This window comes from Nostoc cycadae WK-1, assembly GCF_002897135.1.
GTDB lineage: Bacteria > Cyanobacteriota > Cyanobacteriia > Cyanobacteriales > Nostocaceae > Nostoc_B.
Map to the genome: position 1 here is coordinate 179,177 of NZ_DF978421.1, position 25,666 is coordinate 204,842.

The 25,666-nt window shown below is 40.6% G+C and carries 23 protein-coding genes; 15 read left to right on the forward strand and 8 right to left on the reverse strand.

Annotated features, from left to right (window positions below):
* From NCWK1_RS00705 to NCWK1_RS00715, 3 genes are all read left to right on the forward strand, one after another.
* On the forward strand, positions 1 to 1,175 hold a 1,175-nt coding region (locus NCWK1_RS00705), incomplete at its 5' end, for a glycosyltransferase (RefSeq protein WP_103123367.1).
* A gap of 10 nt (positions 1,176 to 1,185) precedes the next feature.
* Positions 1,186 to 2,355 carry a glycosyltransferase family 4 protein gene (locus tag NCWK1_RS00710; RefSeq protein ID WP_096585509.1) on the forward strand — a complete coding sequence of 390 codons (1,170 nt, stop codon included), beginning with the start codon at positions 1,186 to 1,188 and terminating at the stop codon, positions 2,353 to 2,355.
* A 35-nt stretch (positions 2,356 to 2,390) separates the two neighbouring features.
* Positions 2,391 to 3,179, forward strand: a complete 789-nt coding sequence (locus NCWK1_RS00715) for a glycosyltransferase family 2 protein (RefSeq protein ID WP_096582286.1) — start codon at positions 2,391 to 2,393, stop codon at positions 3,177 to 3,179.
* Positions 3,180 to 3,287: 108 nt separating this feature from the next.
* Here the strand turns inward: NCWK1_RS00715 and NCWK1_RS00720 are convergent, their stop codons facing one another.
* The gene (locus NCWK1_RS00720) at positions 3,288 to 5,639 is read right to left on the reverse strand and encodes a DUF4082 domain-containing protein (protein ID WP_103123368.1); all 2,352 of its coding nucleotides are present in this window, start codon (positions 5,637 to 5,639) and stop codon (positions 3,288 to 3,290) included.
* A gap of 6 nt (positions 5,640 to 5,645) precedes the next feature.
* A complete protein-coding gene (locus tag NCWK1_RS00725) occupies positions 5,646 to 6,005 on the reverse strand; it encodes a hypothetical protein (RefSeq protein WP_096582282.1) in 360 nt (119 codons plus the stop codon).
* 763 nt (positions 6,006 to 6,768) lie between these two features.
* Between NCWK1_RS00725 and NCWK1_RS00730 the strand changes: the two genes are divergently transcribed.
* Positions 6,769 to 7,308 (forward strand): WcaF family extracellular polysaccharide biosynthesis acetyltransferase, encoded by a 540-nt coding sequence (locus tag NCWK1_RS00730; RefSeq protein WP_103123369.1) that lies wholly within the window; start codon positions 6,769 to 6,771, stop codon positions 7,306 to 7,308.
* 87 nt (positions 7,309 to 7,395) lie between these two features.
* Here NCWK1_RS00730 and NCWK1_RS00735 read toward each other — a convergent pair whose 3' ends face one another.
* Positions 7,396 to 7,653, reverse strand: a complete 258-nt coding sequence (locus NCWK1_RS00735; RefSeq protein WP_015112673.1) for a hypothetical protein — start codon at positions 7,651 to 7,653, stop codon at positions 7,396 to 7,398.
* 301 nt (positions 7,654 to 7,954) lie between these two features.
* Between NCWK1_RS00735 and NCWK1_RS00740 the strand changes: the two genes are divergently transcribed.
* The 3 genes from NCWK1_RS00740 (at position 7,955) to NCWK1_RS00750 (ending at position 9,941) form a co-directional block, all read left to right on the forward strand.
* Positions 7,955 to 8,464 (forward strand): inorganic diphosphatase, encoded by a 510-nt coding sequence (locus NCWK1_RS00740; protein WP_096582278.1) that lies wholly within the window; start codon positions 7,955 to 7,957, stop codon positions 8,462 to 8,464.
* A gap of 178 nt (positions 8,465 to 8,642) precedes the next feature.
* Positions 8,643 to 9,026 (forward strand): aspartate 1-decarboxylase, encoded by a 384-nt coding sequence (panD, locus tag NCWK1_RS00745; RefSeq protein ID WP_096582276.1) that lies wholly within the window; start codon positions 8,643 to 8,645, stop codon positions 9,024 to 9,026.
* A gap of 12 nt (positions 9,027 to 9,038) precedes the next feature.
* Complete coding sequence (locus NCWK1_RS00750; RefSeq protein WP_103123370.1) at positions 9,039 to 9,941, forward strand: MBL fold metallo-hydrolase; 903 nt, start codon at positions 9,039 to 9,041, stop codon at positions 9,939 to 9,941.
* A 1-nt stretch (position 9,942) separates the two neighbouring features.
* Here NCWK1_RS00750 and NCWK1_RS00755 read toward each other — a convergent pair whose 3' ends face one another.
* Complete coding sequence (locus NCWK1_RS00755) at positions 9,943 to 10,734, reverse strand: class I SAM-dependent methyltransferase (protein ID WP_103123371.1); 792 nt, start codon at positions 10,732 to 10,734, stop codon at positions 9,943 to 9,945.
* A 507-nt stretch (positions 10,735 to 11,241) separates the two neighbouring features.
* Here NCWK1_RS00755 and NCWK1_RS00760 point away from each other — a divergent pair.
* The 3 genes from NCWK1_RS00760 to NCWK1_RS00770 all read left to right on the forward strand — a co-directional run bounded on the left by NCWK1_RS00760 (position 11,242) and on the right by NCWK1_RS00770 (position 15,744).
* Positions 11,242 to 12,033, forward strand: coding sequence for a PEP-CTERM sorting domain-containing protein (locus tag NCWK1_RS00760; RefSeq protein ID WP_096582267.1), 792 nt, complete (start codon positions 11,242 to 11,244; stop codon positions 12,031 to 12,033).
* 109 nt (positions 12,034 to 12,142) lie between these two features.
* The gene (locus tag NCWK1_RS00765) at positions 12,143 to 12,904 is read left to right on the forward strand and encodes a PEP-CTERM sorting domain-containing protein (RefSeq protein ID WP_103123372.1); all 762 of its coding nucleotides are present in this window, start codon (positions 12,143 to 12,145) and stop codon (positions 12,902 to 12,904) included.
* 95 nt (positions 12,905 to 12,999) lie between these two features.
* Positions 13,000 to 15,744, forward strand: coding sequence for a two-partner secretion domain-containing protein (locus NCWK1_RS00770; RefSeq protein WP_103123373.1), 2,745 nt, complete (start codon positions 13,000 to 13,002; stop codon positions 15,742 to 15,744).
* A gap of 71 nt (positions 15,745 to 15,815) precedes the next feature.
* Here NCWK1_RS00770 and NCWK1_RS00775 read toward each other — a convergent pair whose 3' ends face one another.
* Both NCWK1_RS00775 and NCWK1_RS00780 read right to left on the reverse strand, forming a co-directional pair.
* Positions 15,816 to 16,883: an anthranilate phosphoribosyltransferase family protein gene (locus NCWK1_RS00775; protein WP_103123374.1), complete on the reverse strand. Its 1,068-nt coding sequence runs from the start codon at positions 16,881 to 16,883 to the stop codon at positions 15,816 to 15,818.
* A gap of 78 nt (positions 16,884 to 16,961) precedes the next feature.
* Positions 16,962 to 17,897, reverse strand: a complete 936-nt coding sequence (locus NCWK1_RS00780; RefSeq protein WP_103123375.1) for a LysR family transcriptional regulator — start codon at positions 17,895 to 17,897, stop codon at positions 16,962 to 16,964.
* 835 nt (positions 17,898 to 18,732) lie between these two features.
* On the opposite strand from NCWK1_RS00780, the gene NCWK1_RS00785 reads away from it, so the two are divergent.
* The 3 genes from NCWK1_RS00785 (at position 18,733) to NCWK1_RS00795 (ending at position 22,479) form a co-directional block, all read left to right on the forward strand.
* Entirely contained in the window at positions 18,733 to 19,455 is a 723-nt protein-coding gene (locus NCWK1_RS00785; RefSeq protein ID WP_146033922.1) for a hypothetical protein, read from the forward strand.
* 132 nt (positions 19,456 to 19,587) lie between these two features.
* Positions 19,588 to 20,331: an SDR family NAD(P)-dependent oxidoreductase gene (locus tag NCWK1_RS00790; RefSeq protein WP_096582255.1), complete on the forward strand. Its 744-nt coding sequence runs from the start codon at positions 19,588 to 19,590 to the stop codon at positions 20,329 to 20,331.
* Between the two features lie 504 nt (positions 20,332 to 20,835).
* On the forward strand, positions 20,836 to 22,479 hold the full coding sequence (locus NCWK1_RS00795; RefSeq protein ID WP_187308016.1) for a purple acid phosphatase family protein: 1,644 nt from the start codon (positions 20,836 to 20,838) through the stop codon (positions 22,477 to 22,479).
* A 393-nt stretch (positions 22,480 to 22,872) separates the two neighbouring features.
* On the opposite strand, the gene NCWK1_RS00800 is transcribed toward NCWK1_RS00795, so the two are convergent.
* Positions 22,873 to 23,607, reverse strand: coding sequence for a DUF1995 family protein (locus tag NCWK1_RS00800; RefSeq protein ID WP_096582251.1), 735 nt, complete (start codon positions 23,605 to 23,607; stop codon positions 22,873 to 22,875).
* An 87-nt stretch (positions 23,608 to 23,694) separates the two neighbouring features.
* Complete coding sequence (locus NCWK1_RS00805) at positions 23,695 to 24,549, reverse strand: oxygenase MpaB family protein (protein ID WP_103123378.1); 855 nt, start codon at positions 24,547 to 24,549, stop codon at positions 23,695 to 23,697.
* 109 nt (positions 24,550 to 24,658) lie between these two features.
* Here NCWK1_RS00805 and NCWK1_RS00810 point away from each other — a divergent pair, with 109 nt between their 5' ends.
* Positions 24,659 to 25,264 carry a TetR/AcrR family transcriptional regulator gene (locus NCWK1_RS00810; RefSeq protein WP_103123379.1) on the forward strand — a complete coding sequence of 202 codons (606 nt, stop codon included), beginning with the start codon at positions 24,659 to 24,661 and terminating at the stop codon, positions 25,262 to 25,264.
* Complete coding sequence (locus NCWK1_RS00815; protein ID WP_103123380.1) at positions 25,251 to 25,640, forward strand: tautomerase family protein; 390 nt, start codon at positions 25,251 to 25,253, stop codon at positions 25,638 to 25,640. Before NCWK1_RS00810 ends, NCWK1_RS00815 begins: the two co-directional genes overlap by 14 nt.
* The last annotated feature ends 26 nt before the right edge of the window (positions 25,641 to 25,666 follow it).

Sequence of the window (25,666 nt, forward strand, 5' to 3'; positions counted from 1 at the left end):
TAGTTGCCAATATTAATGAAAATAGTGGTGGGCCAGCTTATTCGGTAACGAACCTAGCGCAAGCTTTATCTGAACAAGGAATTTACCCGCATTTATTTACCCTGGACTATCAAGGACATGGTAAACAAGTCGCTACAAAAAATGTCAATCTCCACAGTTACACTGCAACCAAACTAGCAAAATATTTGCGGGGATTTCAGCCAAGTGCTGGTTATGCTTTACAAAATTTGGCAGCAGCAGAGTTAGATTTAATTCATAATCACGGTCTGTGGATGTTTCCTAATATTTACGCCCGACAAGCAGCTGTAAGGAATAATCTACCATTAATCACTTCTCCTAGAGGAATGTTAGAATCATGGTCTTTACGGAACAGTTGGTTTAAAAAACTACCAGCCTGGTTTTTGTATGAACGAGAGAATCTCCAGAAAGCGATCGCCTTTCATGCAACTTCTCAAGAAGAAGCCAACTCCCTACGCCAACTCAATTTTCATCAACCAATCGCTGTGATTCCCAATGGAGTTAGTCTTCCTAACCTAGATACTCAACCTAGTCGAGAAGTTTTAATTAGGCTATTTCCCCAAATAGCTGACAAAAAATGGTTACTGTTTCTCTCAAGGATTCATCCCAAAAAAGGTCTAGATAACTTACTATTTGTTTGGAAAACACTGGTAAAGCAATTTCCTGATTGGCATTTGCTCATTGCTGGTTCTGACTTAATTGGCTATCAATCCAAATTAGAAGAAATCACAGCCACATTACAATTGCAGTCACAGGTGACATTTACAGGAATGCTATCAGGTGAACAGAAAGCCTCTGCATTTAGTAACGCTGATTTATTTATTCTGCCAACTCATTCCGAAAATTTTGGAATTGCAATTGCTGAGTCTTTAGCTTATGGCGTACCCGTGATCACTACAAAAGGCGCACCTTGGGAAGATTTAGAAACATATAACTGTGGCTGGTGGGTTGAGATTAGCCAGCCTGATCTAACAAATGCTTTAGTACAAGCAATGGAGATGTCGGAACGTGAACGACAAGCAATGGGTGTTCAAGGCAGAAATTTAGTGAAAGCAAAATATTCTTGGAATGCGATCGCCCAAGATATGTCCAGTGTTTACCAGTGGATTCTGGCTGGTGGTGAACCCCCTAGTTGTGTTCAGTTTTATTCCGCTTAAGGAGGTAGGCTTGATTATTACCATTGCTACAGGCCCCTGGCTACCTATTCCGACCCTACAAGGAGGAGCGCATCACCGTCTTTGGCAAGGCTTGGCCGAAGAATTTGCGGCCGCTGGTCATCAAGTAACTATCCTATGTCGGGCTTATCCAGGACAACCCCCCACAGAAACCATCAATGGTGTGAGATATATCCGTCGCGGAGGCTTTTCCCAAAGTCCAAACATCTGGTTAGACTTACTCAAAGACTTAGCCTACGCTCTTCAAACATTTCCTACCTTACCATCTGCTGATATTTTGGTGATCAACGATTTTTGGCTACCTGTGTTTGCACCACTACGTAGTCAGGTTGGTAAAATTGTCATCAGTGTCGGTCGATTTCCTAAAGGACAATACTCTCTATATCATCGTGCAGACCGCTTTATTGTGTTGTCAAAGTCCATTTGGCAAGGAATTGCACAACAGTATCCAGCTGCAATTCCACGTATGCGATTAATTCCTAACCCAGTCGATACTCGCGTTTTTTCTCCACCCACACAAAATCGGACAGATAGTGGAGAAAAGATAATTTTATATGTGGGAAGAATTCATCCAGAGAAAGGTATTCATCTGCTAATAGATGGGTTTTCTATTTTGTCACAACAAATTTCTCAGGTGAAATTGAGGATTATTGGGCCAAGTAAAGGCAGTCAAGGTGGTGGGGGTGACAATTATTTAAATAAGTTAAAACTGCAAGCAAAGGAACTAAATGTAGAGTTTCTTGAGCCAATTTTTGAACCTACAAAATTAGTGGAAGTGTATCGACAAGCTGATGTCTTTTGCTACCCTTCTTTAGCAGAAAAAGGTGAAGCTTTTCCGATTGCCCCTTTAGAAGCGATGGCTACTGGGTTGGTACCAATAGTTTCCTACTTAAGCTGTTTTCAAGACTATATTAAAAACGAGGAAACAGGATTTTACTTTGAACATCGGAGTCCTGATGCTGCAAACAACCTAGCTACAGTTATGTCATCTGTGATTTTGAATCACCAGACAAGACATCAAATCAGTATTGAAACTAGCCAGAAAGCAGCTGAATATAGTTATCAACGTATTGCCCAGTTATATCTGGATGATTTTGAATATTTAATTAGTAATCAAGCTCTCAATAATGAGACAAAATTAAATTCTTTGATGGAGAGATAAAAGTAAAAAGGAAAAAAAATTCTGTAATTAATTGTATGAGAGAAGAAATTACGCCACTCATTCTGACATATAATGAAACACCAAATATTGCTCGCACTCTAGAAAAATTGCATTGGGCAACTGTAATAGTAGTTATTGATAGTTATAGTACAGATACAACTCTAGAAATTTTGAGTTCTTATCCCCAGGTAGAAATATTTCAAAGAAAGTTTGATACTTTTGCTGGTCAATGCAATTATGGCTTAACCAAAATTTCGTCTCAGTGGGTGCTTTCGCTAGATGCTGATTATGTTTTAACGGATGAGTTAATTGATGAAATTCAAGCACTACCGGCAGATTCAGATATAGATAGTTACAGTATTCGATTCAAATATTGTGTCTTTGGTAAACCTTTGCGTGGTACACTGCTGCCACCGCGTAAAGTCCTCTACAAGAGAGAAAAAGCAATTTATCAAGATGATGGTCATGCTCACCGAGTTTTGGTAGATGGTAAATCTGCAATGCTATCTGCATATATTCATCATGATGATCAAAAACCCTTAAGTCGTTGGCTGTGGGCGCAGGATCGTTATATGGTAATTGAAGTAAAAAAACTCTTAGAAACACCAATACAAGAATTGAGTTGGAGCGATCGCATCCGTAGGCAAAAAATTCTTGCTCCCGTTATTATATTGTTTTATTGCTTAATTCTCAAAGGTGGCATTTTTGATGGTTGGGAAGGTTGGTACTATGCTTTCCAACGTGTATTAGCAGAAATTCTTCTCGCTACTCGTTTGATTGAAATGGAGAAGTTGATCCTACACAAACATCATAAAATCAACTAACAATATTATTTGCATATCTCCTTTCTTAAAATTCCCCGCATAGTAATCTTGAACAAAAAGCAGCCTGTAAGTAAAATTAAAGGCTGCTTTTTAATATGACTACACTATTTAGTTAGGCGCTCGGACACCATTTCTCCCGAATGCAGAATAGTCTGCATTTGGGAAGAGGCTGTCATGACCATCTACCTTATAATCAAATCCTTGAATTGGGACGATTTGCTTATAGGTAATCTCCTTAGAAGGATCGGGCGATGTTCTGGCATTTTTGCCATAGGCATCTGTATAAATTACAGAAGATGGAGAGTTATTAAAGGCTAATCCAGAAAAGTGACTCCCTATACCAACTGTTCCTCGGAAAGGTGAACGAGGATCATCCCACACTACTTGGCTACCAGCTGCAAGGGTTTCTTGGCATAACAAGGTTTTAGCAAGAGGATGAGTAGGGGAGTAACACAAATCTACCGTTCTGCCAATCTTCGTTGCAGAAGACGCATCATAAAAACGGGCAGGATTTGTGACTCTAAAGTAAAAGTCACCTCGTACGAATTGTGTTAGCCAGTATTCAGGTGTTCTGTTTTGAACTAAAGAAGACTGTTCGTCTTGAGAGCCACGCGTATAGCAGTCCTTGGTAGGAATGGCTCGATGAGCGCCGTCTGTTGGCTGATTGAGCGGGTTCGGCGTAATACCCGAAGGCAAGGATGCGTCACAGTAAGTTGCTTCAGGTTCTTTGAAGTACCCAGGCGCACCAAACAAGCCAAACTGTTTGACATTGAAAGGTTGTTGTCCATCGCATTTACCAGCCACAAACATTTCATGTGCCGTATTTGTGAGTGCATCGGGTGAATGTGAACCCATATGTAGTTTTACAAGTACATCACATTTTGTTGTGCTACTGCTATTGTTAGCATTGTACATAGTCCAGTTATTGGCCACAAAAACCTTATGCCCATAGTGGTCTTCATGTCTGGGATTAGCTGGGTCATTAATTGCGTGCTGTTCGTTGATATAGCCGAAAGCTGGCATACCCGCAGTAGTAAATACTTCTGAACTGAGTGGGTTATCGCCATGCTCATGACCATAGGTACAATAAGTGTTTGTTTCTGGGTTAAAGTCTACTGGTGGGTGCCAAGTTGGGTAGATTTTATTATCGTCAGCTTTTACCCAATAAGTGTCGTGTATCCATTTAGGACATTCCCAAGTTTTTCCAGGAGACCATAGACCGTATGATTTCGCTAGTGTCGCAGAACTTGCAGGAAGCAAATCTTTTGTCCGCACTGGGCTACCAGCAATTGGTATCACAGGTGCAGGTTTGTTGACCATAGTGGTAGATTGCCATTTTTGTATCTGGTCAATTGTCTGCGTTGTATCCTTAGCCCAGAAAGCAAACCAATTAAAGCGCATTGTGCTGTTGGTGCCTGGGAACCTGATAACTAGGTTTTGTTTATCTTTGGCAAGGCTTGTATTCAAAGGACAAGGAACAGTACGGTAGGTTGACACAGAACCGGTACTGTTGATGGTACATGTTCCCAATACAGTACCACTAGCCGAGCCTAAACGGACTTCAACAACGTTAGTGCCTGAAGCCAACGCAACACGGAGCATCAGTGCTTCCACACCACTGCCTAAATCAATGTTGTTGTAGATTGCATAATTGCCGCCGGACGTATTCGACAGTTCTTGGGTCTGTTCACCAGGTGAAAGGAAGAATGGATCTTCACTGTTTTCAAAATAATCTCCCCAGACTGTTGTTAACCCAACACGGGACGAAAACTTGAGCGCATCTATACGCTGAAAGACTGGCCAAGGAGCGATCGCACTCGACGGAATGGTCGATGTCGATGTTGGTGTTGGCGTTGGTGTTGGTGTTGGTGTTGGTGTTGGTGTTGGTGTTGGTGTTGATTGGGCAGCAGCAACAAAATTAATGTCACGGAAATAGTTTGAATTCAGGTAAGAATTATTGGGGAACGCACCTACAGTCGTGTTAAAAACCCCATTGTTAACTCCCAGTGAACTCAAGTTACCATTGAGTATGGTGTTAATAAATCCACCAACTGTAACTGCATAATAAGCATTAGTGTTGACAGAGACCACATAGGTCGTATTCGCTTGAATATTCAGTGGTGTATTTAGAGCCTGTTGCTGCCAACCAGAATCAGTCTCGTTAGTAAAAGTAACACTACTCAGTTGAGTTCCTGCTGCCGACCAGATTCTGCCGACGTGAGTTCCTGTCTCGTTAGAAGCTTTCCAGTAGCGAATGGAGCTAATTTGTCCCTCTGTGGCACTGCGGAATTTCATGCCTAATTCATAGGGAATTCCATCAGTCTTGAAAGTACTAGGAACTTGAGTTGTTAAAACTGTTTGACCAGTGGTGGTTGTTTGTGCATAAATTACGCCAGAGAAGCTCAAAAGCAGCGAAAGAGCAGCGAGGACGCAAAACTTGATATATTTAATCTTCTTCATAATTATTTAGCAATTGACGCTTTCTGCTGTGATATTAAAGTTAGTTCTGGCAGTACACGTCTCTGTATCAGCGCTGCCTACAAGCATTTCTCCACCGTAAGTAAGGCGATTTGAAACTAAGCGATACACACTCAGTTTTATGGCCGTACTAGCTTGGATATTCGTGGATGGAGTTTCATCCTGCGTCAATTGCCTATTTGTCAAAAACTTATTGAGACTAAAATTCTTTTTCTCAACATACCTGTTATTGCTTTTGTTGATTGGGACAAGATTAGCTTTACAGCCTGAAATAGCCCAAAAGAACCTAGCATAAATAACAGGAGCAGTTGATTCTGCTACTGTCACAAAGTGATTGAAATGCTTCATGGAACCTCTTAGCCGGATTGTCTTTATATCGGGAACATAACTTCTATCTAACAATTTAGAAGTATTGAGAAATGAACTATGAACACACTTTTTGACGATTGCTTCTCCTAAAATAAGCTCTAGATCTAATTTTCAGAAGAAACTGATCACGCAATCTTAATTTGGGACTAACACTAAGTTAAATGAATGAAGAAACTAGGTTTTGGATATGAGACCTTTGTTTCGTACAAGGTTACAGGAATTAAACGAACTCTGAGAACAGTGATCAATCGTACCTCCTCACTAAATCAGAAGACTTCACATTCTGCCTGAGTAAATTTACCATAAATTCATATATCGTCAAACAAATCCTCGTAGATATACGTGAATTTAATTGCCTTAAAAAATCTCATAAGCTGATTTGGTAAGCTTTTCAAGTAAATTTATGAAGTTTAAATTAATCACACTAGTCTCATGAATGTCTTCTCTATGTAGACAGTTCAATAGGAGTTATCCTGTGTGTCTTCAAGAGAATGGTAAACTGGTTCATGAAGAATATAAGTTGAAAATATGCAAATATAGATAAAATTGTTGAAGCCTCAAATAACAGGATATTTGACTTTGGCTGAGGTAATTTTATCCTGAACTCACTCGGTGTCTGATTAAGAGTAAACATCTAAACGCCAAGATATTTTTATACTTGGTCGTACGGCATAACAAAAAATTTACAGTTTAATTTGCTTGATGATTTCTATATTTAATTGACAATTTATTAGCTTGATATATGCGGTTAGATAGCTATACTACTGATACTTATACTCCTGGCGCACCTTTATGGAAACAAGTGTTGTGGTATTTCCTTGGTTTTTCTGTGGTGCAGAATCGGTGGTTAACTGCTTCAATCTTAAAAGTTTGGATACTTCGCAGTTTTGGAGCGCAGATAGGTGAGAATGTGCGGATTAAACCAGGTGTGCGTGTGAAGTTTCCCTGGCGGCTAGTTGTCGGTGATCATGTGTGGATTGGGGAAGATGCTTGGATTGATAATCTAGCAACTGTAACGATTGAAAGTCATGTGTGTATATCTCAAGGCGTGTATCTCTGCACAGGCAACCATGACTGGAGTCATCCTGATTTTAAATTAATTACTGCACCAATTCACATTCAAGAAAGTAGTTGGATTGCTGCTAAGTCGATAATTGGCCCTGGAGTAAGTGTTGGGAAGGGTGCAGTATTGACTTTGGGTGGAGTTACAGGCCGTTCTTTAGAAGCGATGACAATCTATGCAGGTAATCCCGCCCAGCCAATCAAGCAGCGTAAGATTTAATTGTAGTGAAGGGCGATCGCACCAAATTTACAGAGTATTCCTATTCGCAATTCAAAGTTAAATGTTTTTAGGAATGGTCAGCAGTTTTTATAATTCTGAAGCTGTATCTGGGGCAATAATTTCACCAGTACCTATTTCTAGGATCATGTCTTGATCAGTAATTAATTCACTCAATTCCTTGACTTGTAAATTCATTTCTGCACAAGCTTGACGGAGTTCTTGAGCAAAAGTGTTGAGATCATCACCATAGCCACATTGATAGGCAGCGGTTTCAATTCCTTGCTTGGCGTTTGCTCTGGCACAATCTACTAGTTCTGTGCCATACAATGGTTTTGCAGATGGCATAATTCTGATGTTTATTGATTAGAGGTTGATTTTAGATTATCCATGATTAATTAATCGCACATCCCTCTGATGGAATAATCATCACTTGCAACAATAATTACTATGCAGATAGAGTGGCTTCAGCTAATAAATTGCAATCAGTATTTTGGTTAAAAGTAAGGATAATCTTTTGGTTGATATTTGTTGTATTTAGCGCCTGTTAGAAAATACTTTGGGAAGAAGTGCATCTTGGCCATAAAATTCTACACGGGGAACTAAACAGAGTGCATCCCCGATTCACCCTTAGCCAAGGAGTTTTGTTGTGGACTTATCCCGTATTCCTGCTCAACCAAAACCGGGTATTCTCAATGTTCTGATTGAAATCCCAGGCGGGAGCAAGAATAAATACGAGTATGACAAAGAACTGGAAGCTTTTGCCCTAGACCGAGTGCTTTATTCTTCGGTAAGATATCCATTCGATTACGGCTTTGTGCCGAATACTTTGGCTGATGATGGCGACCCGCTGGATGGGATGGTGATTATCGATGAGCCAACTTTCCCTGGTTGTATTATTGCTGCGCGACCAATAGGTATGTTAGAGATGATTGATGGTGGCGATCGCGATGAAAAAATTCTTTGTGTACCAGACAAAGACCCACGCTATACCCATGTCAAATCTCTTAACGACGTAGCGCCACACCGTTTAGATGAAATTGCTGAATTTTTCCGCAGTTATAAAAACTTGGAAAAGAAAGTAACAGAAATTCTTGGTTGGCAAGATGTCGGTAAAGTCTCAGCCTTAGTAGAACAGTGCATTAAAGCTGCTAAATAAGCATTGCTGAGTTAGGAGTGTTGATTCTTAACTCCTAACTCTTCAACTTCACGAAGTGCTAGGTACAAAATTCACAAAGACTGCCTCCTGCTTTCCTATACTAGAGTCAGGTAATCGCAAAAATAAACAGCTTGATATTTGCAAATTGCCTATCTGGCCACAAAAACTTCAAAACGAAATGCAGCGTACAGTCCTTTTGGCGAAAATACACAACTGCACCCTCACCGGGGCAAATATTAATTATGTAGGAAGTATCAGCATTGATGAAATATTGTTAGAAAAAGCTGGCATTTTACCCTACGAGCAAGTGCAAGTAGTTAACGTTGCCAATGGTGAGCGCTTCATTACATATACAATCACGGCTCCAGCTAATTCGGGAATTATTGAATTAAATGGGGCGGCGGCACGTCTAGGCATTGTAGGCGATCGCTTGATTATAATGGCTTACGGGCAGTTCTCTTTGGAAGAGTTAAAAAATTACTCTCCTACGGTAGTCATTGTGGACGAAAAAAACCGACTATTAGAAGTGCGGCACTACGATGACCTGCTCAGTAAGGTCTAATTTTTCAGAAAAATGTCAAATCTTGCGCCGTCGGATTTCCAAAGTTCCGTAACTGAAACCGCAACTACGTCTCCTATTAGTTCAGCGGGTGAATTTTTTGTGCAGTTTTGGGGTGTTAGGGGTTTAATTGCCACCCCTGCTAGTAATGCCAATCGCTATGGCGGCAACACTGCTTGTGTAGAAATACAAGTAGCAGGTAAACGCTTGATTTTTGATGGTGGAACTGGTATACGCATACTCGGTAAATCTTTGCGACAACTGCAACAGCCCATAGAAGCACATTTATTTTTTACCAACTCCCAATCGAATCGCATTCAAGGGTTTCCTTTTTTTGCACCAGCATTTGTCCCAGAAAACCGCTTTCATATTTACGGTTCGGCTGCTTCTAATAGTGCTTCGATTAAACAATGCCTCTGCGACCAAATGCTACAGCCACACTTTCCTTATCCATTCCAGGTGATGCAGTCGGAATTGCAGTTCTATAATTTGCTCCCTGGTGGCGAGGTGCAGTTAGATGATGTGGCGATCTCCACGGCATTGATTAATCAAACTCAGCGTTCTGTTGGCTACCGAGTTTCTTGGCAAAACAAAAGTGTTGCTTATATCAGTGATTTAACCAAAAATGCTGATCCTGTTGATCAAGAGCAGATTTTACAGCTGGTAAAAGGTGTGGATTTGCTGATTGCCAATGCTACTTACAGTCCGCCTACAGCTAACAACCATGAATCTTCTGATTTACACTGGCAAGCGGCTGTAGAATTAGCCCAAACTGCCGCAGTAAAGCAGTTAGTTATTTCTCATCATCATCCAGACGACGATGATGATTTTCTTGATCAAGTGCAAACCGATGTTAAATCTGTTTTTGCCCAAGGTTTACTAGCCTGTGAAGGTTTAGTATTATCGGTTGGCAAGTAATTTACTTAACACATTTAATAATTCCATATACTCCGCGAGTTTCTAGCTGTACACAGTCTGGATGAAACCCTGCGGCGATCGCCATTTGCGGCAATTCATCTGGAGTGAAAAAGCGAAAAACTATACTAGGTAACGGTTGCAGGAATGTAGTTGCAAACAGCTTACCGCCACTACGCAATGCTTGATAAATATTGCGTAGTCCTTGTGTAGCATCAGGCCAGCAGTGCATGGCAGCGCCACTATAAACTGCATCTAGAGAATTTGGTGTAAAGGGTAACGCTGCGACATCGCCTCGAATGATGGTTATCTGCGATGGTGATATGCCCTCTAGTTGCATTTGTTGTTGTACTTGCCCTAGCATTGCCTCTGAGTAATCCAGTGCAATAATTTGTTCACACTGCTGCAATAATGCCAAACGTCGGGAAAAAATACCTGTACCACAACTAATATCAGCTACAATTCCCAAGTTTTGACCAAAAAATTCTCTACACTCCTGAAATTCAATATCAATCCCACCAACATTACGTAACCCCATCGCCCAAATTGGTGGTAGGATGCGCTCGTATAAAAAGGAAATGATTGGTAAACGAAATAGCTCTGTGCGTAGAGGTTGTGAATCAACAGCATCATCAATCTCACCCTTGATTCGCTCAGGAGTTAAATCTAGTGAAGCAGAGGGTAGTTTTGCTAGTTCATTACGAAAGTAATTGTGACACTGATTGCAATCTTGTGGTGCGGTAGTGAGAGTTTTGTAACAAACAGGACAGGCGATCGCTTCCTCTAAACTAGACATAGCTTTTTTATTTTCATCCAAACTGAATCACTTCTAACTGATAATATTTAATTATGTATTAATTACTACATCCCATAAATGAGAAAATTTGATAAATTAATGACTAGATAATAACTAGCACTTGCATTGATTAAGGGAAAACACTGTTGAAAAGTGTAAGATTTTTATAAATTTCTTGCTAAAAATCCGTAAATATTGTAATTTAAACATCATTACACTGTAGTATTTTTGCCAGAGAACATTGCTACTGTATACGGACAGTAGCAATGTTCTCAAAAAAAGCAGTAAACAAACTTATTTGGGTGTATCACATTTCGACAAATTACCTCAGCATAGAATTCCAAGCTATGTAAACAAAGTCTACATCCTTAGCAGACTTATATGTAGTTAGCTTTCGGCAAATTGTTGCTGAAGGACAGACTCATTTTGTCTACATAGTCGGGAATTTAACTGTGGCGACTTATTCTTGTTCACTCATTTTTCAAGGTACAGGTAGGTAAACAAAAGATGGCAATAATCAAGTTAATGTTTGCTATTAGCTTGACAGTAGTTCCCGTAATTCTAAGTTTTGTAGAACCAGCCGCAGCACAAAGAAGACTTAGAGCTAATACATACTCTCAAACAGGAGAAAACGAGCAAGGTGTGGATGCTCAATTCAATTTAGTTGATACGGCTAGGGATGGTAGTGCAATAACTGATAGTGCCAGTAGCTCAAGATTAGGTCTATTTCAAGGAGCCATACAAGACTATGTAGAAGGGGTGGGAGAAGTTTGTCTTAACCCTGACCGTGAAGCTAACCAGCCTAATTGCCCTTCTGATTATAGCGGTACAGGTCGTTATGTTTTAGATGCTTCTGGGTTCCCGATTTTAAATCCAGATTACCCTTTCATTCCTGATGCTGGATTTATTCCATTCGATGCAGATTTACGGGCAGAATTTATTGAACAAGATCAACTGTTTGAATCTCAATTTGGAGGTATTCGAGACAGTATTGCATATAGTATTATCCGCCCAGGACAAACTGAACCATTGTACAGTTATCGCCTAGACTTTGCCAGCTTTGGATTTGATCAAAATCAAGCTATCAACAATTTGTCTTATATTCTGGAACAAAATGTCTTAGGCAGAGCGCGTCCCGTAATAGTTTTTGATGATTTCACCGATTTAGGAATAGGCGACGCTCTCATCCAAAATCGTTTTGAGCGAAATATACCAGATGCTGTCCCTGAACCTAGTGCCACTCTTGGGGCTTTAGCTGCTGTAAGTATAGGTCTACTCCTCAAGCGAAAAACAAAATAGGTTGGAACTAGTTCAATACACAAAAAATCAACATCACGATTTTCCAATTTTGCTGTAAACACAGCTTTTCTCTTTTGCATTCAAGATAGTTTTGATAGCCCTGGTGAAAATGTCAATAATCAAATTAGCGTTTGCTATTACCTTGTCAGCAGTTCCTGTAATTCTAAGTTTTGTAGAACCAGCCGCAGCACAAAGAAGACTTAGAACTAACACATATTCTCAAACAGGCTCAGACCAACAAAATGCGCTTGCTCAATTTAATTTAGTTAATACCGCCAGGGATGGCAGTGAAATAACTGATAGTGCCAGTGACTTAAGAGTAGGTCTATTTCTAGGAGCTATACAAGACTATATATCAGGGAATGGAGAAGTTTGTATTAACGGTGGTAATCTTGGTTTTCAACCCAATTGTCCTGCAAGTTCCATTAACACAGGTCGTTATGTTTTAGATGCGAATGGCTTCCTCATTTTTAATCCAGATCGACCTTTTGTTCCTAATACCATTCCATTTGATGCAGATTTACGGGCAGAATTTATTCAAGATGACGAATTTATCTCATATAGTATTGTTCGCCCAGGACAAACTGAACCAGTATTGAATTATCGCTTATACTTTGCCAGCTTTGGATTTGACCACAATCAAGCTGTCAACAATTTGTCTTATATCCAGGAAGAAAATATCTTAGGCAGAGCAAGTCGTACTTTCACTTCTTCTGATGGTTCTATCGAATTAATAGGTGGCGACGTTCTCATCCAAAATCGTTTTGAGCGAGACATACCAAATGCTGTCCCTGAACCTAGTGCCACTCTTGGGGCTTTAGCTGCTGTGAGTATAGGGTTGTTATTCAAGCTGAAAAAGAAACAAGTTTAAAGTAAATCGCATTCAACCAACGCCACCTGTTTAGGTTGTTGTATTAACAGCACAACTCACAATTCATTTCTATAAAGCTAAAGCTGCTCAAAGTCATGCACATATCGTCATTCAGAGTCTGGGCTTCTACCGGAGGTTTTTTGTTATGTCTGTTAGCTACTCAACCAACTACAGCACAAATTATTCCAGATACCTCTTTACCCCAAAACTCTATCGTTCCGCCTAATTGTATCGACTGTGAAATTACAGGTGGTACTAGAGTAGGTAACAATCTTTTTCATAGCTTTGAGCAGTTTTCTGTACCTACAGGTAGCGTTGCTTATTTCAATAACGCTGTGACTGTCGAGAACATCATCAGCCGTGTCACAGGTAACTCTATTTCTAACATTGATGGGTTAATTCGTACTAATCCAGCAGCTAACTTGTTTTTACTTAATCCTTATGGAATTATTTTTGGCCCCAATGCTTCACTTGATGTTGGTGGCTCTTTTATTGCAACTACTGCTAGTAAATTGGCTTTTGCTGATGGCACTGTATTTAATACCACAACAAATGGAACTACACCTCTGCTAACTATCAGCCGACCAATAGGTCTGATATTTAATCAAACGCCCGGTAGAATTGTCAATCAAGCAGCTTCATTAGATTTAAATGACAATCCGATTGGGCTTCAGATACCTACAGGAAAGACTTTAGCACTTGTGGGTGGTGAAGTAGCCCTAGAAGGCGGCTTCTTAACCACACCGGGAGGGAGAATTGAGTTGGGTAGTGTTTCTGGTAATAGTGTAGTTAGTCTGACTCCTATAGATAAGGGCTGGATGTTAGGTTATGCAGGTGTACAAAACTTTCAAGACATTACTTTAAATCAGGCAGCTTTTATTGGTTCCAGTGATTTAATGGGTGCTGACATCAAAATTCAAGGAAGGCTAGTTTCCGTGACTGAAGGTAGTCAAATTAGCTCCTTAGCTGGAACTGGTGGTCAAGCCGGAAATCTTCAGATCAATGCTTCCGAGCAATTAGAACTAGTGGGGAATCCAGAAGATTTATTCGTCACTGGTTTGTCTAATGAAGTTGAGGGTGAAGCTACAGGTGAAGGTCGAAGTTTAGAAATTGCTACTAAACGCTTGATTATTCAAGGAGGAGCGCAAGTTTCAACAACTACCTATGGTACAGGTCAAGGAATAAATTTAAATGTAAGAGCCACGGAATCAGTAGAAATAACAGGTAACTCGCCAATTTTTAATGTTCCTAGCGGTCTTTTTGCCGTAGCTGATTTAGAAGCTACTCAACAAGGAGGTACATTAACAATTGAAACTGGACGTTTGATTCTTAAAGATGGAGCGCAGGTTTCAACTTCAACTTTTGGTGCAGGTGATGCAGGAGATTTAAGAGTAATAGCATCTGACTTGGTAACAGTTGAAGGTAGGACTCCAGATAATGTGCAAGCTAGTGGCTTGTTTGCTCAAGTTGAACAAGGAGCCACAGGTGATGGTGGAAATTTAAAAATTGAGACGCAGAAGTTAAATGTTTTAGGAGGAGCGCAGATATCAACTTCGGCTCGCAGTGGTGGTAGCGGTGGAAATTTAACTATTGATGCTGGCGATTTTGTCCTTTTGAGTGGGTTTGCATCGACAGCAGACGATTTGAGTAGAAGCAACATTCTGGTTTCCGCAGAGAGGGGAACTACCGAGAATGGCGGTAGTTTAAATATTACTACTGGGCGGCTCACTGTCGAGAAGGGAGCGAGAATTTCAGCAGATAACTTTGGTACTGGTCAAGGAGGAACCGCGACATTAAATGTTAGACAGTTAGTAGTTCAAAATGGCGGTGCAATTAGAGCGGGTTCTTTTGGTGAAGGCCCTGGTGGAACTTTAACTGTAAATGCTGACGATTTTGTTCAGGTTATTGGTACAGGAATGATCGGTTCTACTTTTGTACCTAGTACCTTGTTTACTCAAGCTGAAGCATCAGGAAGAGCAGGTAACTTAAACATTACAACCCCTAGACTCAATGTTGGAGATGGAGGACGCGTGACAGTTAATGGTGTAGGTTCTGGTGCTGCTGGTAACTTAATCATTACAACTAATGAACTGCGCCTTAACAGAGGTAGTTTAACTGCTGAAACCAACGCCAAAGAGGGGGCTAATATCTCTTTGCAGGGCTTAAAACTTTTGTTTTTACAAAATCAAAGCCTGATTTCTGCTCAAGCTTTCAATAATGCTAACGGTGGAAATATCAATATCGATGCCTCTAATGGTTTTGTAGTTGCAGTTCCCAAACAAAATAATGACATTATTGCTACTGCCTTTATAGGACGAGGTGGCAATATTAACATTACAGCCAATAATATCTTTGGGTTTGAAGTAGGTAGATCTAGTCCAGGGGACACAGCTAATAATATTGATGCTAGTTCTGAGTTTGGTTTTGCTGGCAATGTAACTATTAATACACCAGATGTAGACCCTAGCCGTGGTTTAGTTAACTTACCTACAAGTTTGGTAGATGCTTCACAGGCGATCGCTTCTGGTTGTTCTGCTAATGCTAAGGAGGGTGGCGAGCTTATCGTTACAGGACGCGGAGGTTTGCCACCTAGCCCTCATTTAGCACTCAGTAGCGATATAGTATGGTCAGATACTCGGATAACTAAAATTAGCAGCGTGATAAATCAAAGAGCAGGGATCGCTATTCCTAATGTTAAGCCCAACACTAACAATGTATTAGCCAATGTACCTGCTAATGGTTGGGTGTTTAACAACAAAGGTGAAGTAACACTATTGGCAAATGCTCCTAGTGATACACCTCTGTATATGAGATTAATTTCTACTAGCTGTTCAACATAATAAGAACACAAAAAAATCGCAGAGTATGCGTAAGTCCTAATTTTGTTTTCGCGCTAAGAGTTGGCGAGCAACTAAATATGTTGCAAGGTATTCTCTGAGGCTGACTTGACGATTTGGCTGAGTTCTTGAAGTTTGGCAGCAACTGTACCATTAGTTAATAGTTCTTCTGTTTTGGCTATACCCGATCGCATATCTGAACAAATCCCACTGCGCCAGAGATAAAAACCCCCATTCCACAAGGCTGTTTGCATTAATTCTCCTGGTTTTCCGGCGAGAACATCTTGAATGTGGGTAATTAATTCTTCTGTAGTTCCTAAAGGGACATTTTTGGTAGTGAAGCCGTAATCATGGGGAGATAACAGCAATCTTTCTAAATTGGGGGTTGCTGATAAAGCGATAATTGCAGTGCGATCGCGTGGTAAATCACAACTACCTTCTAACCCTTTAATTAAGGTATAGTTTTTCACACCTCTTAGCTCTAATGCAGCTTGAAACATTCCTTCTGTCGGTGGGTGGACAAACCCAGCAATTAAATGAGCATCCCCAGCGTAAGGACACCAAATTAATTCCATTGTGGCAAAGGGCGGACGTTTACCAAGTTGGTCGCGGTATTCCCAAAGACTTTGGGTTAAGGGAAAATGATTTGGTGTATAGATAAAGCCAATTTTTGTTTGTTCAAAGACTTGCTGGGTTTGAGGTAACTCTAAAGCAGTCCAATCTATACCTAAACCTTGCCATATTTCTATTAAAGGTAAACCATATTTTGTGGGCAAGCGATCGCCACCGTGCATCACCACAGGTTGTCCAGCCGCCGCTAGGAGTAAAGCTGTGACGGGGCTAATGGGTGCAGTACGGGTTCTGCCATCATAGGGTATGCCCAGTACAATAACTGGAGATGCAGATGGAATTGCTTGGAGTTTTGCCCCTAGTTCATCATAAGCATCTAACATCCCTGCCAATTCTGCGCCCGTTGGTCGTTTGATGCGATGGGCAATTAAAAATGCACCGATTTGGGCTGGTGTTGCTTCTCCCAGCAACATCATTTTAGTAGCGATCGCAGCTTCAGTACGAGTTAAATTTTCTCCCGTATGATTGCCACTACCTACTTTTTTTAGTAGTTCCCTGAAGATATTGCTCATATTAGTCGTTGGTCATTTGTCAATGGTCATTAGTACAGACTTTTGACCATTGACTATGGACTGTTGACTCATCATACTTCAGGAAGCCGATCGCTGTTCTTCTAATTGCAGGGGAATATTTTCTAAGACTAGTTCCCAAAAGTGCTTAATTGGGGGAATATGCAAGCGGTCTTGAGTTGTTACCATCACTACACGACGAGTCAAGCCAGCATTATCTAACGGACTATTGGCTAAGGGGCGAACTGCTAAGGTTAGATCATGACGGGCTTCGACTAAGGCGGAAGTAGGAAGTAAGGCTATTAATTCGCCTTGACGTACAACTCCCCGGAAGGCATCAAGGGTATTAACTTCTAAAGCCGCATGAAGTGTAGCTTCTAAGCGCTCAAATTTATCTTGGACTAATCGCTGCATTCCATAACCATCTTTAAATACTACTTGGGGATAACGCACCAATTCTGACCAAGGGATACGTTCATATTGAGCGAGAGGATGATTCGCTGCGGTGAGGACTTCTATTGGTTCATCGTATAAAACTTCCACCACCATTTCTCTACCGGTGGTTAAAAAGCGATTATTCATCACGATCGCTAAATCTACTAAACCATCTTTGAGAACTTTTAAGGCGCGATCGCTGCCCAAAGATGTTACCCGCAATTGTACTTCGGGATAATCACGACAGAATTTTTGTAATACTGGCGGTAGGTAAGAAGCACATAACGAGTGAATTGAGGCAATGCACAATTCTGGCTGTTTTCCTGCCATTAAATCTGTTAACTCTTGTGTAGCAACTTGCCATTCCTGACAAATTTTGCGGACACGGGGTAATAAACGTTCTCCGCCCAAGGTTAATTTAGCATGAGTGTTGCGGTGAAACAGTTCCACACCCAAATCTGCTTCTAAGGCTTGAATCTGGCGACTGATAGTTGATTGGGTGACACCACATTGTCTGGCTGCTTGTTGGAAGCTACCACTATCGGCGATCGCTAAAAAAGCTTGCAACTGCTCTAGTCGCATGTTAATGTAGCCTGAATTACATTTATGGCTGTCATTAAGTTAACGGTTTTCCCTCCAAAATTTAGTAGAGTTTGTTACATATGCTAGTAACTGACATATTTTAATAGAAATTTAACTTTTCCTTGTGATCTAAATAAACCTCAGCAGTCAGAAGTCAGTAGGAATTTCGGTCAAAATTACGGTTTTTTACAATCGCTCAATTACTTGCATTAGGAATTTCCCAGACATAAATTATCAAACATCCTCTCAGGAGTCAGGAGCAAGAATTTAGAGTTGAATTCTGTGTGACACTTCGGCCAGATCAGGGGATGATTTTTGTCTCACGCAAAGGCAAGGCAGCGTGTTGGGCGTCTCTGCCGACTTAAAGCGACTGCCGCGCAAAGAGCAAGAGTTTTAAAAATGGAATTTTATGATTTCATCCCGCATTTATGCAATGCCGAAAAATCTAGCTAGAAGTTACGCATAGATAAATTTCGTAATAAATTGACATTACTGCGAACTTTTTTGATGTAAGTTTTGATTTCTCAAAATCAAATAAACCAAAAATTAAGCTTTCAGCCTTTATTCATATAATTTTATTTTGTCAATTATATGAAAGTATTTTACTTAACTCAGTATTTATTAAGACATAATTAAAAAGCAAGCAGATTAAACTATACATCGTATATAAAGTAACGGGAAAGCACTTGCAAATGACAAGCACAAAAGATAATTAAAGTTGTTACTGATTAACTACTTTGATGCTTGTCCAAATTTAATAGCTCTCAGCGACAAACTATACTCTAAAAATTCATAGTTGAAGGATAAAGCTATGCTTGTGTAAAAAGATTTGCTTGTGTTAGTACGTGACAGATTGCTCTACAATGACCGCCAAAATTATGTCTGGAAAATGGATATACCGGAGGCGACTAACCTCTTTATTTTGTATATAGTTACCATCAATGCCCAGAAGATAGACGATAATTATACAAAAGTTTCTATTACTGTTGAGTTAGTGTTGCAAAGTCAAAACCGTGAGGAACGCGCCCAAGCTTTGCAAACACTTAAAGCATACCTCCCCAAACGCATCGGTGAAATTATCAAATTTCTACAACACAGAGATGGTCAGGGATTTAAGTTAGCATCTTTAAGTGAATTAGAAATCAGTCAACTGGCTCAAGATTTTTACGAAAAACTCGATCAACATGCTCCCCCAGAGGAAATTACGCCTTTTTTATCTCTGGCAGATAATGATTTTAAAATGCAATTTCCTAGCTCCACGTTGCACAATCACGAAGAATTTAATCAATGGTATAAAAACGCTGTCAATACATTTTATGATGAGATTCATGCAGTGAAAGAAATGACTGTGAAATGTCAAGCTGATCGCGCTGATGTTAACGCCATCATTCATTGGGAAGGTAGCACATGGAAAGCACCAAACGCTTACAGCAAAAGAGTTGTAGCCGATGCTCAACATGGCTGGGAAGTAGTGCGATCGCCGGATACATTTAAACCCATTTACAAAAGCTATATCGTTCACAAACTGGATTTTGCTCCTGGATCGTCCAAGCCATAACTTCTCATACTGCTATAGTTTTTGAGTCGCAGCGCAACTCCTCGTGCAAAAAGGGAATGTCTGCCAAAACCTTCGCAGTATTGTCATCATTTTCATTTTTTAAGTTCACAATTGTGGCAAAAAACAGAGTATATGACAGGTAAATTAAACACAAAAGTAGCTGTAGTCACCGGCGCTTCATCAGGTATAGGTGAGGCTACAGCCCTAGCATTAACCGCAGAAGGAGCTAGTGTGGCATTAGTAGCACGTCGCGCTGATCGCCTAGCCGCTTTACAACAACGCATTACGGAAAAAGGAGGACAGGCGATTGCCATTTCTGCTGATATCGCTGACGAAAACCAAGCTTATGATGTTGTGCAGAAAGCTAATGCTGTATTTGGTCGCGTAGATATCCTCATCAACAACGCAGGTGTCATGCAACTCGGCTTAATTGACGGTGCAGATACAGAACAATGGCGCAGTATGATCAATATCAATCTTTTAGGCTTAATGTACGCTACCCATGCAGCTTTACCCATCATGAAAGCTCAGGGTACAGGACATATTGTGAATATTTCTTCTACAGCTGGTCTAGAAGCAAATGCTAACGCCGCCGTTTACTCTGCTACTAAATTTGGTGTAGGGGCATTTACGGAAGCATTGCGTAAAGAAAATCATATTCATAAAATCCGCGTAACACTGATTGAGCCGGGTGCTGTGGCTACAGAATTAGGCGATCGCATTACCGATCCTACCGCTAAACAATGGGCTCAATCATGGCTAGAAACCAAAAAACCACTCGCTAGTGATGACATCGCCTCTGGTATTGTTTATGCAGTTACACAACCACCCCATGTCAACGTTAACGAAATTGTGATTAGACCATTAGATCAGTAATAATCACTTACGGCGTTTTGCAAGTACATAATTAATCTGGCTGGTTTTTACTCGCTGACATTGCATCAAATTGCGCGAATTCACCACAAATCTAACGCCGTGTGCAACTTTTTCTCAAACCTAACCCCCAACCCCTTACGCCAGTTGCTACAACGGGGGGAACCCCCCTTCGGGTTCGCAGTTCCTTCTCCTAATCGGAGACGCTGCGCGAACAAGTCGGCAAAGCCGCCCAACGGACTGCTCACCGCAATGCACTGGCTCCCCTACGAGGAAATCTTCGTTGAGGTAGCAGGGGGGCGGAGGAGCAGAGGGGAGAGGAATGGAAGTGGGGTTTCAAGAATAAGTTGCACATCGCTTCATCTATGATCACAAAGCGAATAACCGCGCACCTGCATTTGTCGCAGAACATTCCAAACAGGACAAATCATGAAATTTCTCCAGCCTGTACTTCTGTTTGTTCTATGCTTTACCTTAGTAAGCGTGCATTCATTTGGGCAAACCATTATGACCGCAGCGCCGCAACTGTTGACAGATCCATTTTTGCAACTGCCAACTGCAAACTCAGTCAGAGTAGTATGGTTTACTGAGTTTGTAGGCAAGAAACATACAGTTGCTTACGGTGAAAATTTGCAGCAAATTGCCAAAGCGACGACGACTAAACTCAGCCGCACGCGAGAAGACCAAAAATCACGAGTTGGTCAGCAAACTCAAGATGGACAAGTTTATCAACAACCGACCAAACGTGATGTTTGGCGACACGAAGCTGAGGTGACAGAGTTAACGCCAGGGGTACGGGTGAATTATCGAGTTACCAGTGAGAGAGAAGATGGCGCAGCTATTAGCAGCGATGTTTTTACCCTTGCGGCTAAACCTGAACCTGGTACACCACTAAAAATTCTCTTAACTTCCGACCATCAACTCAAGCCAATGACCGCTGCAAATCTACAAAAAGTAGTAGAAACCGTGGGGCGAGTAGATGCTGTGTGGTTTGCTGGTGATTTAATTAATGTGAGCGATCGCGCCTCGGAATGGTTTGATGATAATCGGGGTAATGCGTTATTTCCTGGTTTGCAAGGTCGTGCTAAATATGAAATGCAGCATGATGGCGTGAAAGTTACTTATACTGGCGGGCAAATTATTCAACATGCACCCATGTATAGTTGCATTGGTAATCATGAAGTCATGGGACGCTTTGCCAGAAAAAACAGTTTAAACAATGAATTTGATGATACATTTCCCCGTGCTGTTGCTCAAAAACTTTATAGCGGCAAATCTCTCATAGATAATTCTTTTAATACAACTACCTACGAAGAAATTTTAACCTTACCTCAAAGTAAAACAGGCGGAAAAAAATATTATGCAGTGAGTTTTGGTGATGTGCGTTTAATAGCTTTATACATCACAAATATGTGGCGCACTCCCAAGTTAGACGAAAAATATCCAGGTAGATATCAGGAAGCAGACAAAGATTTAGATAATCCTGAAAATTGGGGTTATGGGCAAATAATTTATGAGCCAATTGCCCAAGGTAGTACACAGTACAATTGGTTAGTAGCCGAACTCAACAGCCCGGAATTTCAACAAGCAAAATATAAAGTCGTGATGTTCCATCATCCGCCCCATACCCTAGGCGATAATATTGTCCCCGCCTACACTGACCCAGTGCAAATTATCGATCGCAATCAACAAGATAAAATTACATCTGTGCGTTACGAATATCCTCACAATGCCGACTATATTATTCGTGATGTTGTCCCCCTACTAGAAGCTGCTAATGTGCAGTTAGTATTTTATGGTCATTCTCATTTATGGAATCGCTTTATTAGTTCTGAGGGAATGCACTTTTTAGAAACCTCAAATGTTGGTAATACTTATGGTGCAGCTTGGGGTGACAGAAAGCGAGAAGTTCCCACAGGTTATCAAGAGAAATATGTTGCCCTGGGCGATCCTAATGGTTTAGAACCAGTAGTACCAAGCATTGCACCACTATTAGGTGATGATGGTAAACCAATGCCTTTTCTTGCTAGTAATAATATTACTGTTTTTAGTATCTTCGATACAGCTACAGGGAAAATTAGCAGTTACCTTTTTGATACGCGCAAACCAGATTCAGAAGTTATGAAATTTGATGAATTTCAGTTGAGATAGATAGGAATTATAGCTATTCCTAGTTAAGTGAGGCACAGAATTAATGTTTTTTAACGCAGAGGGGCGCAGAGTCAAGCGCAAAGTTGAGGCAGCGCGATCTTGGGGGTTTCCCCCATGAGCGACTGCCGACGCAGAGAGAAGTTGCCAGGAGGGTTTCCCTCCAAGCAAACTTCGGTGGGTTTGCCTAATTTTATGAGCAATGTATTCAGTACCTCAGCAGATTAGGAAATGCTATATGCACAAAGATTGTCTGAGAAGAGTGTCAGGGCTTTTAACATTTATACCCTGACACCCTCAGTTTTCTTGCGTAAGTCCTAATACCAATTCTCTAAAATGAGGCAACACATTCAAACCCCGAAAACCATGCCCTATCTGACTTTCGTAATGGTATAACTAGCTACTCAAAGCCTTGATAAATCGTTGTAAACTCTTAAACATACTGGGTTTTTTCATGGGTGTAGCGTCAGTTGATGTTTGCCCTTGTCCTTGCATCAGCAGATAATCTATATCATCACCCGATGGTTTTTTGGGTAGTTCGGCAATTTTTTCCCAAGTTTCGCCTTTTTGGACTAAAACTTCCCATTGTCCGGGATAGCAGCGAAAGACGGCGGTGTTTTCATCTACTGGACGCAAGTAATAACAAGATTCAATGGTATTGAGAAAACGCTCCCGAATTTGTCTAGCAGCGTAACCAATACCCACAGTACCAGAATCTTCTAGGCGTGGGTTCAACATCACCAAAGGGCGATCGCCAATAATTTCACAAACTTTTTCCAGTTGGGGAATTTCTACAGCACTGGGGGAAACAAATAAGAAAATTTCGTCTTCTGGTTGAATTTTAGATTGAATAGAGGCAGCCCTACCTGTACCAATATCCAGAATTTGAAATGCTGCATCTACCCAATCACGACGAGCTAAGGCTGCACCACCAGCATCAGCAAAGAACACTTTCAACCGTGACTCGTATTCAGCAAATAATGGCAGAAATTGTTCCGCTACAGGCATTTGTTTGAGTTCAGGGAACAGCAAATCAACTTGCACACGGGTGTAACCGTCTGCTAAAGCGGCTTTTGTAGCTTCACGAGCTTGAGCGATCGCATCTTCAAGAGTATCAGGAAGTTGAGTCATAGTTGATATCGAGTCTGAGAAATTGCATCACCAATGCTTAATTTTTACAGTTTTACTGCCCAGCGATCGCTTGTTCAACCATAAACCTCACTTACCTTTGTCATCTGGCCCTACATTAGCTATCTCGTAACCATTGGGATAACTGGGGATGGGAGAATCAATATAAAAATTAGTCTGACTTCGAGGCGGGAGCAAGTGCATTAATCTGGCGCGGAATTTCAGCAGTCGCACTATACTAGAGCGCAACAATGGTGAAGGGTGTTCAAAACCAAAAGCATCAAGCATTGTCTCATCAAGTAAAGCATAGATGATTGGTTTTAAGGGTTTTTCCATCCATCGAGGAAACCAACTCAAAAATAAACCTAGAGTTGCTTCTCCAACACGCCGGTTTGTGTCGGAATAGCGAAAATTTTCGCGTTCGTAGTCTAGTTTATAGTGTTCAAACTCTGCGTAGGTTTCAGGAATATTTTGAATCTGCATCTGTTTACCTACTTCCCGCCAAAAATAAAAGCAAGCTAATTTTTCTTGTTCGCACATCAACCGCCAACCAAAATTAGCATTCCAGTGGATAGGATCGTAAATAAAGGTCGAAAGTACATATAAAAAATCGGCGTTATCAATCTTAAAACGTCCGTGAATAGCATTCATCCGTTGTAATGCTTGTTTACCGCGATCGCTCTCATAACCCCACTTGACAATTTCTACTAGCAAAATCGATGTGTCATCATAGCGTTTTTGCGGGCGCTGATAAAATTCTTTGGTCTTATCGAGTAATTTAGACATACTAGGAACGCAGTATGTTCGCATTAAGGCTATTTCGAGCGATCGCTGCATTTCCCAAGAAAATTCATAACCCGACATCAGGTGATATATCTGGCTATGGTCTTTTACTGGGTCAAGTTGCTGAATCAGATTCAGGTTTTGATAACGGTTGGGAAGCATCTTGATCAATTACGATAACTGTATTTATTGTTAATCATCTCTGTTGAGATTGATTTCTCACTATTTATCATGTTATTTTTAATCAGACCAACTGGTCGGTAATGCTTTTATGTCTAAAGGCGAAGAAACAAAGACTAAAATTCTCCAACAAGCGGCGGAACTGTTTAACCAACAGGGATATGCGGGTTCGTCGATCTCGGATATTATGCGTGTTACCGGATTGCAGAAAGGAGGAATTTACAATCACTTTTCTAGCAAAGATGAATTAGCACTCCAAGCCTTTGATTTTGCGATCGCCCTTGTTAGTCAGCGGACAAGAGCCGCAGTTCGCAGTAAACATGATGCAATTGACCGCCTGGAAGCGATTATGGAAGTATTTAGCAGCTTTGTCGAGCATCCACCAATTAAAGGTGGTTGTCCACTGCTGAATACAGCGATTGAGAGTGATGATGCTCATCCAGCATTGCGCGATCGGGCGCAACAAGCAATGAATTCTTGGCGTAACTTAATTACTCAAATTATTACCAAAGGAATTGATAGAAGTGAAATTCGCCCTGAAGTAAATGCTGATGAAGTCGCAACTATTATGATTGCCACTTTAGAAGGAGCGATAATGATGAGCAAATTATACGACGATATAATTCACATACAAAGGGTAATTAATCACTTAAAACAGTATATAAATACTAATCTTAAAAGCTATGGTACAAATTAAAATATATGGTTTGGCAGATAAACTTAATCCCATTAAATCTGATTTATCTAATATTATTCATACCTGCCTGATTGAAATTATCAAAGTTACCCCTGAAAAAAGGTTTCAGCGATTTTTTCCCTTAGAATCAGAAAACTTTTACTATCCTAACGACAGGTCAGATAATTATCTAGTCATCGAAATTATCATGTTTGAAGGACGTTCGTTAGAAACTAAAAAAGAGCTAATTCGGAAGTTAATTAAAGATATCCATGAAACATTTGGTATTTTTGTTAACGACATTGAAATCACCCTTTTTGAAACACCAAAATCTAACTGGGGAATTAGAGGTACAACCGGAGACGAATTAAATTTGAATTACAAAGTAGAAGTTTAAATTGATTTTTAAGTGATAAATCAAGA